Genomic DNA, 13,351 nt, shown 5'->3' on the forward strand with positions numbered 1-13,351 from the left:
GTTGAAGGGGAAATAAAAATGTCTGTAGTGCAATATGGTGATGATAGTTTTGCAGCAAAAGCAAAAGTTCTTGATAATAATCTTATTGATCGTGATTGGGCAATGACAAAATTTGTTGCTGCTGTTAAAGGGTTAGCTCAAGTGGTTGATTATGAAAGCAATATGTTAGAGAGCAGTGGTATTCCAGATTACGAAGAAATAAATTTATGTAAAATACGTGGTTTGCGTGATCTTAATAAATCTATGAGCGATGTGAAACGCTACATGAATCAAGATATTGAGAATGAAATTGAAAGTTTGTTGTCTGATTTACAAGAAAAATTACAGCGTAATAGTGAATTGCTTCAAACGCATTTAAATGCAGTCAATAATCTTTCGCAGGTTATGCAAGTATCAGGACGTGTAAAAGAAATAGAGGAATGATTTAAATTTGATCAAATCAACTGTTTTAACAGTTACAATGAGGAGGGAGAGCAGTGATTTGAATAAAGAGTGTGTTTGTTGAGTGTCCATGTTTTAAGCGTGTTTGGATATTTAAATTATTATCATTTTGTTTATGCTGAAAACAGAGGCTTTAAAATAGCGCCCTTTGAGACATGCTGATATGAACCGCATACCGTGGGAATCTCAAGAGGAAACTGCTTAAGAGAAGACAGATTAGCTTATAGAACATTATTTACAGACTGGGTTGATAGGGAGCTGCATTTTTTAGTTCGGGGAGGAAGAGATCAAGAGAATATTTAGATCAGTTCATGATGCTGTAAAATAGCCTCCTTTAAAGTATGCTAATGTAAGGTTTTATAGATTAAGTCTTTTTAATATCTATGGTGAATATTGCCGATAAACTGCATAGAGCACTAGTTCTTAAGGTGTGGTGATCGGAAGCGTGTAGCTGCTCAAATCTGCATGTTTGAAATAAAGATTAAGGCGGTTGTATATTTTCTTTTGAGTTGACATTTTGTATGTCAAATTGGAAACAAAATCCAAATGAGAGCAGACATTGCCGATATATTGTGTATTTGTGTTGAAGTAATATTTGAAATGAGAAAGAAGTTTCATGGGTAGAGAATATAAAGGGGTAGAAATTAGTTTCCATCTTTATCAGCATTCTTTTATTCAGTTTTGATTTTCAAAAGCATCCAAAACAATGTCCTTTAAATAATGGAGATTGCTTTACGCTTTTGTTTTTCATGTTCTTTAAGGAAGTGCGTTTTTTATGCAAAAGGGAATGCTATTGGTTTGCACATTCATGGGGCTGTTTTAAGAAACATCTCTCAAAGCTCTCAAGTCTATTTCATGACAGTGCTTGTGAAGGGTATAATGATAAATCCATTGAGGCTTCTATCTTTACGCTTATGAGGGAATAAGTAGGCGCACTGTCTCACGCTCCTTACCAGCTCTCAGTGCGTGATAGCTTTTTCATAAAGGCGGTGCATCGGAGCCATTTTTAGTCTTTTCTTATACAAATTTTACCCACACACTCATTCTGCTTGTAATGTGCAAGTGAGTGGTTTTGATTGATTCAACATGAAACAGATTTGAGATCAAAGAATCTTACATTATTCGAGGTTCTAATTCAATATGAATAATTATAAATTATCTTTATAAATCAATCTATTATGTGAAAAATAGAATACCTCAAATGGAATATACTTGTTGTTTTCAATTTTCGCACGTGTTTTAAAGAAACATTTTTCTAGGATTCTAAGCCTATTTCGCAGTAGGGCTTGTGAAGGAGTTATTGGTGAAACCTCCATGGAAATAATATAAAATCTATAGGACACCAGCATCTTTATGCTTAATGAAAGCGTAAGTTAGTATCATTATTTATACGGCCAATTTTTGATTGTTCAGATATTCCTTGCGTTATAAATCATAAGCAGCATTTTTACGTTTTTTTTAATAGTTTTTATCCATACACCAATACTTTCGCTTGTGATGTGTAAAAGCGAATGATTTTGGTTGATTCAACATGAAATAGGTTATGAATGGGTGGAAAATGAGAGAATCACGGTATTCGAGTTTTTTATTCAATGTGCTAAAACATTATAAATTGATATCTTCTTTGATGTAATAATCATTTTTGAGAATTAAAAAAATGTATGTTTAAATAAAAAAGCAGCACAAAGTGCTGCTTTTTTATTTGAAGTAAAATTAGCTTCTGCTTTAGAAACGATAACGTATTGCACCAGAGAAATTTGCACCAGAGATACCGGTTTTTTGTAGTTTTTGCCGATAGCTAATGTCGCCGTTTAGCATGATCTTTTCAGAAAGATATGCATTAACACCCATGCCTCCCTCAACTGAAGAGCCGGTAGGATCAAGATGAAAGGTATCAACAATATTGATTGTTTTACCATCACCAAAAGTTTTGATAATATTCATTTTACCATAGAAGGAAACAGCCTTACTTTCTTCAGGAGTCCTTATCGTTTTTGTTAAACGTCCGCCAAGACGAATTAACCATTGACGCGGATTACCCATGTCTACCTTTAAACCATCGGCATCTGAGAATATATCAAACATGAGGTTTTGATAAATGAATTGCGCTTGTGGCTCAAAAATCAACCCTTTTGTGCCGGTTGCTAATTTTTGACCAATGGTCGCAGATATATTAAGTATCTCAGTATCGTCTAATTTTGCGACTTTCCCAACAAGAGCAGTGGTAATATTTCCTTTTAAAGTTCCGTAAGAAAGAAGTGCGTTTACATATATACCGTTGCTATGTTTGAGGCCACTATAAGCGGTGAGTGACCATTTATCAAGAGTGGTCTTTTCAGCATCTTGCATTCCTTTGGGCGTAAAATTAAGTTTTCCGTATCCTCCTAAAAGACCAAAATGTGTGTTTACATCTTTGCCTTCCAAGGCAGCTAATATGACACCGAGTTGTAAAGCAGTATAGTTCACATCAGCACCGTAACCATAGTGCAATGGATCACGGTTGGAAGATAAGGTAACCTTCTCACCGTAGGAAGAGAAAAAGATACCATTCTTTTTATTGTCTTTTGCTTCAAATACTGTTGTTCGCATATTGTCTAACAATGTGTTTTGTTCATCTACATCAGCAAATCCAGCAGAAAATAAAGTATTGGGTATGGTTAAATAGTTCGCTACTTGTGGTAAAAGTGCTCGAATTTTTTTATCCTTATCGAGGTAGGCATTCTGGAAACGGAAATCCCAGAAATCACTATTCTTGCCAAAAAGATTTTGGTTCTCATGAGACGTTCCAGGTTTATAGCCTTTAAGGACATATTTATAAGGTAATCCCCCGATTGTCATATAGTTGTTTGCTAACGTGAAGGAATTTTCGTTTGCTTGTCCGGAAACTTGAACGATTGAAATCCCATGCGTCTCTAAAGGAAGTGAAGCCATGTGTTCTCCCCAAACAGCATTGCTATCCGTTATTTTTTTATCTTTTTCTTGGAGATTTATGTGAACAACAGTCTGACCTGATACATCACCATTAATTATAATGCGATCGGTTTGTTGTTCAGTGATAGGAGCATGTTTGGCCCATTTGGCGTTTACATAAATTTCTGCATTCCCTGTTGCTTTATAAACCGCTGCTGTATGAGCTGTTTTATCTCCTTGCGGAAGATTAGATCCAATAAACAAAGTTTGGTAATGTCCTTCTTCTGGCTTGTCAAACATAATGACACTGTCTGTAAGATGCAAGCTAGAAAGGTTAGAGTATGATTTCTCACTGAGACCAAACTGTCTATGGACATCGGAAATATTATCATTATTTGCAGAGTTTTTATTTGTCTTTAAGAGCCATTTCGTTCCTGCTTTTAGGTCAAAAACTGTTTGATTATTTTTAGAATTTCTTACCCGGCCGTCTAAAAAGGAATGATTTGCAACAAGTGTAACGGTGTTTGCGGAGGCATTTGCGCTGCTTATATTTTTTAATAAAACATCGGTATGAATCTCTGAATTTTCAAGATTGACTTCCCCGTTTATATTAGATCCATAAAGGCTGATACCTGTACCATGCTTAACAAAAAACTTTGTATTCTCTAGCGTTACTTTATGGACAATATTTTGTTCTTGATTTTGTACGGCGTTGGCTTTGCTCTCAGCATTGCGTCTGTGTTGTTTTCTAGGGGCATGATATGGATTATCGCGGAAAACAATACCATCCGCTTCATAATTTCCCGTGACATGGACGCTTGAATCTTTAAGATTGATTGCACCCTCTGTATTGAGCAAACCAGCTGTTTCTGCTGTTGCGGTAATACCTGTGGTCTCAATTTCTCCACCATCCGATACACTCAGTGCAATAAAACCCGCATCAACGGTTCCTCCTATCATGTTGACTTTTGAATTATTTCCTTCTGCATGAATAGCAATTCCTCTATCTTGAATTTTTTCGTTCTGCAGAGTTATGGTTTGACCGTTTTTAGCTTCAATTTTAGATTTTCGATCCTCGATTTGTGCAGGTTTCTCAGGTTGTTTTATGGGTAGGATTGGCTTTGCAAGCCCTGATCTTTCAGATACTCTTTGTGTAGATGCCGATTGCACGGACGTTGGTTTTAAAGAATCTGGTGTGAGTAGTAATGTTGGCTTTTCAGTTGCAGGTCTTAAAGATGCTGATTGGGTAAATTCTGGTTCCTTAGGTGTTGTTGATAACTCTGTCGTTGGTTTTGCAGGCTCAGAGTCTGTAGAAAAGGCGGGGACACCTGAACGCCTTCTAGACTTTACTTCCACGCTTGTTGGTGGAATTATTTCTATCGTTGGAGATTGTGGAGCACTATTTTGTGTGGCCATAGGATCAGGTAGAGATTGTACACTTTCTGTTGTTTTCGTCGTTGATTTTTGTGGATTCTTTCGAACAGGCTTAGGCGTTTGTTTCGAGAAGGAAGTTGAATATGTTGTATTTGAATATGACGAGTGTGATTGATATTGATTTCTCTCATGAACAGGTTGCCGAGATGGGAGTGCTCTCGTTGATGGAAGCGCTGTTCCAGGAAGAGTAGAAGAAGAATTGGGAAAAGCATAAGATAAGCTGGTGGAAGAATAAAACAGAACTCCGGAAATAGTGTATAGTAAGAAACTTTTTTTCATGTGGATATATCCCTAATATATTTCCCCCTCTTTGTTATAAAAGATAAAACTTTGACCTCATTATGTTTCTTTTGTTATAAACAGAACCAAACATAAGGAGAGTTCTTTTGATTTCAAGATAAGAATATCAATATTTTTAAAAGCGATAGCGCATTCCACCAGAAATATTTATTCCAGATATGCCAACTTTTTTAAATTTGTGTTGATAGCTGACATCATTATGAAGCTCAATATTTTGCGATAAGTGTGCATGAATACCAAAACCACCTTCGATTAAAGATCCATTAGCAGCAAGCTGAAAATTTTTACTAAAAGTTTCGATCATGTTCAGTTTTCCGTAGAAGGAAATGGCATGACCTTTGTTTTGCGTTAAACGTCCACCAATACGAAGCAGCCATTGATGTGGATTGCCTATGTTTATTGTAGAATTATCGTCATCTGCAAAAGAGCCAGGCATGAGATGTTGATAAACAAGCTGTGCTTGCGGTTCTAGTATGACACCGTTCAAACTGGTTAAAAGCTTTTGACCAACAGTTGCAGCGGCTCCGAAAGTTTTACTATCATTTACTTTTAGAGGATATTTGATGTTATCTGCGGTAGTATTTTCTTTAAAAATTCCATAAGAGAGGAATGCACTTGCGTAAATGCCATTGTCATGCTGAATGTTTCCGTATGCAGTGAGCGACCATTTATCAAGCTTATTCTTATAAGAGCTTTCTTTGTTTCTAGGAGAAAAAGATAATTTCCCATAGGTTCCGAAAAGACCAAAATCGGTGCTGATATTTCGATTTTTTAGTGCTATTAATGCTGCACCAACTTGTAATGCAGCATAGTAAAGATCTGCATGAACATTCGCTTGAACGTTGGAAGAAAACGTGCTCTTATTTCCATAATTGGATAAGAAAATGCTTTGCTCTTTATGGTCTTTGGGTTCAAACATTGTTATTTGCATGTTGTCTAACAGGATATTTTGATTGTTGATGTCAGCAAACCCAGCAGCAAACATTGCGATAGGCGTAACTAAAGAGCTTTCTACTTGTGGTGTAAGGGTTATTCTTTTTTCTGTCTCATCAAGAGAAGCAGAAGTTGTGATTGCTGTATCATCGAAAAGTTTAGAGCTGCTCTGGATATCCGTGGTAGCGGTGTTATCAACCGTTGAGAGAGAGTTTCCATGAACTTTTGTGGATGCGTTAAGATTCTTTTTTAATGATGAAGGAGCGGTATTCGTTTTAGGATCAAGATCAGATTGTGAAATTTCATTGATTTTAGGCTGTTTAATTTCATGATTTTCTCTTGTGGGTGAATTGTCGTTATGTTGGGAAATAAAATTAGAAGGTGGTAATTTATCATGAGAGTGTTCTTGCTCTGTGTTGGAGACAACAAGAGAGGGTTTATTCTCTTCAGATGGAAGAGGGGATGTTTCTTCTTTTCTCTTCACGTTTGTTATTTTATCGTTATTCCAAATATCAAGTCCTGCTTTGCTTAGAATATCGGAAAGCTCTTCGTTTTGTTCTTGAAAAGGACTATCTACTTGGGCTGCTTTGTGTAACATATTTTCCTTATTTTGCAGTTCATCCCAATTACGATTGTCTTGCCTCATCCATTGGTCACGTTGGGCATTAAGATGTCGCTGGTTATCAGCATCAAGTATTGCGGCTGCTTGTGCAGCATCAGAAACTGCTTTCTTGTAACCACGTAATAAATCTTCTGTCTTTATTAATCGATTTTGCCGCAAGTGATCTAGATAGACATTGGCTTGCATCATGTGTTGCATGTTTAGATGGCGATTATTCTCCAGAGCTTGGGCATGCATAGCGGCCTTCAGTGATGGATCAAGAGGCTTATAACGACTACTCTCTGAAGAAATATCATCAAGACTACGGCTTACTGTTTCATCTATTTTTTGAAACATGGCGCCAGAGGCTATTTCTTCAAGATTTTTTTCTGCTTGTGTTGGTTTGTTTATTAAATCAATGGCATAGAGATATCGTTCAGGTAATTTGGTAATTTCTTCAAGGGCGTAGCGTGTTTGGGGGCTTAGATTAGAGGTGGCACTGGTAGACGTGAAATTAAAAGGAGAAAAAAACAATGCACAAGCGGCTGTGCATAATAAGAGATTTCTATGCATAGAAATATTCCTTAAATTTTTCTTTTTCTTGATGAGAATAAATACTCTTCGATACATTACAGCTTTTTATATTGTACCAAATACAAGCAGCACTGCTTCCATTTCAGTGCTGCTTACGTATTAAAATAGAGAGTTAAGATTTCTAAAAGCGATAGCGCATTCCACCAGAAAAATTAATCCCAGAGACACCAGCTTTTTGAAGTTTATGTTGGTAATTAACGTCAGCATGAATTGCTATATTTTTGGAGAGTTGCGCATTGATGCCAAGCCCACCTTCAAGGGAAGAGCCCATAGCATCGAGCTGGAAAGGCTCGACAATATCAATAGTTTTCTTCTCACCAAAAGCTTTGATAATATTCAATTTACCATAAAAAGAAAGAACATGATCTTTTTGAATGGGCAGCGTTGTTTTCGTTAAACGCCCTCCAATACGGACCAGCCACTGATGGGGGGTCTTTATATTAACTTGGAAGCCGTCGACATCTGAGAGAGTGCCAAATGCAATTTGTTGATAAATAAGTTGCGTTTGTGGTTCAAAGGCCAATCCTTCAACACCGGTTGCTAGTTTTTGTCCAACAGCCATTGATATATTTAATGTCTTCGTATTATTTAATTCTGTCGTGTTGCCGATAAGGGCTGTTGTAATATGGCCGCTAAAAATGCCGTAAGAGAAAAGTGCATTAACATAGAGACCATTGTCATGGTGGAGATTACTATATGCGGTAAAGGACCATTTATCCACTATGCTTTTATCAGAGCCCTCCATATCCTTTGGAGTAAAAGCTAGCTTTCCATGTGTGCCTAAAAGACCAAAATTTGTGGTAATGTTTTGATCTTCTAACGTTGCTAATGTAATACCTGCTTGTAAAGCAGCATAGCGAACATCCGCACCATAACCATAGTGCAATGGACTACGGCTGGAAGATAACGTAGCCTTGTTGCCATAAGTCGATAAGAATCCCCCTTTCTTTTTATGACCTTCTAAGCCAAAAACTGTTGAGTGCATATTATCTAACAGTGTATTTTGATTGTTTACATCAGCCAAACCAGAGGAGAATAGTGCGTTATGCATAACTAAATAACTTGCCATTTGAGGAACAAGAGCTTTGATTTCTGCCGCTAAATCAAGAGTAGCATTTTGAAGACGAAAGTCCCAAAATTCCTTACCTTCTTGCAAGAAGCTTTGCTGGTTATCAGATTTTCCATGGCTGGAGGTTGGCCCATAGCCTTTTAATATATATTTATAGGGCAATCCATCCATTGTTGTGTAGCCATTTGCGAGTTGGAAGGCAGTTTCATCTGTTTTTCCAGATACTTGAATGAGTGAGAGACCACGTGCATTTAAAGGAACAGAATTTTTTTCTTCTGATTCCTCATTGTCGAATGGTGCTGCACGCTTTGAAAGATTGTTGAAGTAGATCTTTGTATTGCCTGTGACATCACCATGAATGAGAACACGGTCAGTTTTTTGCTGGTCTTTCGCTAAACCATTACTCCATTCAGTATTAAAATAAATCCTTGCATCGCCTATTGCATTGTAAACTGTTATTGCATGGAGATTCCTGTTTTCTTGTGGTTTTTCTTCTGTTTTTTGTGGATGTTTCCCTATATGCAAGGTTTGATAATGACCGCGTGTTAGCTTCTGGGGAGGGGTAAATATAATAGAACTATTATCAAGGTTTAGGAGGGAAACAACGGATTGTGCTCGTTGCTTAATGTCAAGGAGCTTATAGTCAAAGAGTGCAAAATCATTCTCTGTTTCGAATAAACTAATCTTTAAGCGCCACTTACTGTTATTATTCAGCGTAAAAGATGTTGTATTCTGAGGAAGGGTCTTTACTCTTCCTTCCATTATTGAATTATCAGCGATTAATGCAAAAGTAGCAGGCTCAGCATCGCCTGGCGCGGCTTTATTTTTTAATAACATATCAGAATGAATTTCTGAGTTTTTAAGGTGCACCTCATTACTCATAGCTTTTGAATAATATGGTCCAAGAATACCTACACCGTCTCTCACAAAAAGTTTTGTATTGCTAAGAACGGCTTTATTTACAACTTCTTCACCTTCTTTTATTCTGGAACTCAGAATGTAATCAAAAATGATCCCATAGGCTCTATTGTGTTCTGTAACATTTATGATTGAATCTTCAACACGGATTAGGCCGTTTGTAAGTGACAAACCACGCTCTCTCGATTGCCCTACAATTCCTTTTGCATTAAGGTGCCCACCTTCTGTTGCCGCAAGTAAAGCGCCGTCTGAATGCATTGTTGAGTCTGTAATGGTAATAAGACCTTTGTTCGCAATCACGGCATTGTATGCTCCACGGACAAAAACATTGTTAAGGGTCTTTTCTTCTCCATTAGTCGTCCGAACCGTAGGAATTTCATGAGGTAATGTATTCGCATAAGTTGAACCGAAATGAGAAAAAATCAAAGTTCCAGCAATTGTACATAACAAAAAATTTTTCTTATAAATATATTTCTTACACATAGATATGCCTTTAGTATTGGTATGCTTTGATGCTTACTTCATTCCCCTGATGGCGCAAGTACCCAACCAGCTTTTATATCATTATGTATTTATTGTAAATAACAAAACGAAATATTATAACATGTTCTTTATTGTTTTAAAATTGGTCTTAAAAGGGCTTTTAATATTAGAGAGTATAAGCTGCAATTACGGATTGCAGAAAAGCTAATTTGATAAATATTTCATTTAAAAGTGCTGAGAATCGAAATATTTGCAAATATGTTTATTGTTTAAAACTGTTGTTGTGAAAATTCTACAAAATTTTTGTAGAATACTTTCTTGCATATAGAAGTATGTATTGTGTATTTTATATATGAGAAAAACTAAAAGATTTTGTATTTTTTTATCGATATAAAAAATATGTTATTGAAACCATTAATTTTTTATAAATCAGAAAAAATACTTTCTTGCGAATTCAATTTTCATTTAAAGTTAAAAGATTTTATTGCATTTGGTTTGAGTGCGTTTCCCTTTCAAGAAAAGTCTGTAGAAAAAATATTTATTGACGGTTTTTACTAGCAAATTGTAAAAAGGCAGAACTTTCGTTCTGCCTTTTGTTTAAAGTGAATAGAATATAAATCGTTTTTACGACTTCTTAAAACTGATAGCGTATTCCACTTGAAAAGCTTGCTCCAGATATACCAGTTTTTTGAAGTTTATGTTGATAATTAACATCAGCATGAAGGACAATATTTTGTGATAATTGGGCATTTATACCAAGTCCACTTTCAAGAGAAGCTCCCATCGAATCAAGGTGGAACGTATCACCAAGCTGTATTGTGTTATTGTTAGAAAAAGCTTTAAAAACGTTCATTTTACCATAGAAAGAGAAAATACTGTTGTTTTCAGTAGGGTGTGTTGTTTGAGTTAAACGTCCCCCAACACGCACTAACCATTGATGAGGCTTCCCTATATTCGCTTCAAAACCATCAATATCTGAGAGTGTGCCGAGCATAAGGCGTTGATAAACAAGTTGTGCTTGTGGCTCAAAGACCAATCCTTTCGCACTGGTTACAAGTTTTTGTCCAATGGCAGCTGATGCACTGAATGTATCAGCGTTTGTTAATTCTGCAGTCTTGCCTCTGAGAGTTGTGGTGATATCTCCTTTGAGAGCTCCATAGGAGAAGAGTGTATGAATATATGCACCATTCTTGTGATGTAGGCCACTATACGCAGTAAATGACCACTTATTAACTGCACTTTTGTCCGAACCTTCCATATCTTTAGGAGTAAAAGTCAATTTTCCATAGGTTCCTAAAAGACCAAAATTGGCGGTCAGATTTTGATCTTCTAAAGTTGCTAAGGTAATGCCTGCTTGTAAGGCTGCATAGTGGATATCTGCACCATAGCCATATTGTAATGGAGTTCGGCTAGAAGATAATGTCATCTTATTGCCATAAGCAGATAAGAAAATTCCTTTGTTTTTATGACCTTTTGGCGCAAAGGCTGCTTCTTGCATGGTATTTAGTAAAGTGTTTTGATTGTTTACATCGGCCCATCCCGTTGAGAATAGCGCGTTAGACATGACCAAATAGCTTGCTGCTTGGGGAACAAGAGCTTTGATCTTTCCTTCATCATCAAGAGTGGCACTTTGTAAGCGGAAATCCCAGAAATTTTGATTTTCTTTCAAACGATTTTGAATGCTATCTGCTTTCTTAAGACTCGATGCTGATTCATTTCCTGGCTCTTGCTCGATTTCCACAACTACACCCCCCAATACAAGGTGGTTTATATTGTTTTCCGGAGTATCCTTTTTTAATTCTTGAGAGACTTCTCCCAAATAGCTTTGTGTACTGTTTGCTTCTCCACGACTAGATGTTGGCCCATAAGCATTAAGCGTATATTTATATGGCAATCTATTCATTGTGGTATAGCCATGGGCAAGTTTGAAGGAATCTTCATTTGTTTTGCCAGAGACTTGAATGAGTGAAAGCCCACGCATATTCGAGGAAATAGAATCTTCAACTTTTGATATTTCACCTTTTGAAAGGTTTGTGATATGGACCGTTGTGACGCCCGATACATCACCATGAATGAGAAGGCGATCAGCTTTTTGTTGTTCTTTCGTTAAACCATCACTCCATTCGATATTAAAATAAATATTTGCATTGCCTGTAGCATTATAAACAGTTCCTATAGCGGAATCCTTATTTTCTTGCGATTTGAAAGTTTCAATTGCTCCCCCTACATGCAATGTTTGATAGTGACCGTGGGCTAGCGCATGTGGCACATTAAATAAAATAGAGCTATTATTAAGATTTAGGACTGAAACAGTAGAAAGTGCTCGTTGCTTAATGTCATGAAGTGTGTAGTTAAATACGCCAGAATCACGATCTATGTCGTATTGACTAACATTTAAATACCATTTGCTATCATTTTTTAAAGTCACAATCGTTGTATTGACTGGCAAGGTCCTTGCTCTTCCTTCGATAATTGACTTATCGGCTGTTAATAGCAAAGTAACAGGATGAGGATCTGAATCTGTTTTCTTTTTTATGTGGTTTTTCAATAACATATCAGAACGAATTTCTGAATTTTTAAGCTGAACTTCAGCAACAGATTTTGAAGACAATGGCCCTACAATAGCACTTCCATTTCTCACAAGAAGTTTTGTATTTGTGAGAACAGCTTTATTTACAACTTTTTCACCTTCTTTTATAAAAAAATCTAAAATTCCGTGGAAAATAATACCAGATTCTCTTTTAGCTTCTATGATTGAATCTTCAACATTAATAATACCATCCGCTATTGATAATCCACCTTGCAGGGCATTGGCTTCAACTTCTTTAGCATTAAGGCGTCCGCCCGTTGATACACCAAATGCAAACGAATTGGCATGTATTGTTGCTTTTGTAATTGTAGCAACTGCTTTTTCAGTTGCACGTACGCCGGAAGATCCAGTGCGGATAAAAATATTATTAAAAGCCTTTTCCTCTCCTTTATCCACATGAATTTCAGGAATTTCATGAGGTAATGTATTCGCATAAGTTGAACCGAAATGAGAAAAAATCAAAGTTCCAGCAATTGTACATAACAAAAAATTTTTCTTATAAATATATTTCTTACACATAGATATGCCTTTAGTATTGGTATGCTTTGATGCTTACTTCATTCCCCTGATGGCGCAAGTACCCAACCAGCTTTTATATCATTATGTATTTATTGTAAATAACAAAACAAATTATATTATGGTGTTCCTTTATAATTTGAAGTTTTGCTTCAGAAAAGCTTTTTTCATGATTATAAAAAGCAGAGAAAAAATAGACTTCATAAAACTTAGCTTGGTAAGCTTATACTAAAAACACTATGAAGCACGCAAAATTGTCTATGAAGGATAAGCATTATAGAGGTTCTATAGTGTTGTAATGTGAGATATTATTTTATGTACTTACTAAAATTCAGCAAATTTTTGCTGATATGGAAGAAGAAATGAAGAGCGATAGCTACAGGGTGTCTTTTTTCGATGCAGTTAAGCTATAATGTGCTATAGCTTTCATGAATGCTATAGTAGTAAAGCCATTGAGGTTTCTGATTTTTGGCTATGAGAACAGTATTCGTGCCTTTATGGGGCGTTTTGTTGTTGAGTCGGTTATCAGTTTTGGTGGGAGTGATGGAGAGATTTTGCGCCT

Annotated in this window: 5 protein-coding genes and 1 pseudogene; 2 read left to right on the forward strand and 4 right to left on the reverse strand. The window is 36.3% G+C overall.

Annotation, left to right across the window (positions count from 1 at the left end):
• The first annotated feature begins 18 nt into the window (after nt 1-18).
• Complete coding sequence (locus tag GGR08_RS05560; RefSeq protein ID WP_183194387.1) at nt 19-423, forward strand: flagellar protein FlgN; 405 nt, start codon at nt 19-21, stop codon at nt 421-423.
• A gap of 1,743 nt (nt 424-2,166) precedes the next feature.
• Here the strand turns inward: GGR08_RS05560 and GGR08_RS05565 are convergent.
• From GGR08_RS05565 to GGR08_RS05580, 4 genes are all read right to left on the reverse strand, one after another.
• Nucleotides 2,167-5,064, reverse strand: coding sequence for an autotransporter outer membrane beta-barrel domain-containing protein (locus GGR08_RS05565; RefSeq protein WP_183194388.1), 2,898 nt, complete (start codon nt 5,062-5,064; stop codon nt 2,167-2,169).
• Nucleotides 5,065-5,200: 136 nt separating this feature from the next.
• Complete coding sequence (locus GGR08_RS05570; RefSeq protein WP_183194389.1) at nt 5,201-7,192, reverse strand: autotransporter outer membrane beta-barrel domain-containing protein; 1,992 nt, start codon at nt 7,190-7,192, stop codon at nt 5,201-5,203.
• 142 nt (nt 7,193-7,334) lie between these two features.
• Nucleotides 7,335-9,683: an autotransporter outer membrane beta-barrel domain-containing protein gene (locus GGR08_RS05575; protein WP_183194390.1), complete on the reverse strand. Its 2,349-nt coding sequence runs from the start codon at nt 9,681-9,683 to the stop codon at nt 7,335-7,337.
• 634 nt (nt 9,684-10,317) lie between these two features.
• A complete protein-coding gene (locus GGR08_RS05580; RefSeq protein WP_183194391.1) occupies nt 10,318-12,792 on the reverse strand; it encodes an autotransporter outer membrane beta-barrel domain-containing protein in 2,475 nt (824 codons plus the stop codon).
• A gap of 458 nt (nt 12,793-13,250) precedes the next feature.
• Between GGR08_RS05580 and GGR08_RS08305 the strand changes: the two are divergent.
• Nucleotides 13,251-13,351: pseudogene (locus GGR08_RS08305) on the forward strand (late control protein); the annotation flags it as partial.

It is taken from the genome of Bartonella fuyuanensis (assembly GCF_014197255.1).
Lineage (GTDB): Bacteria > Pseudomonadota > Alphaproteobacteria > Rhizobiales > Rhizobiaceae > Bartonella > Bartonella fuyuanensis.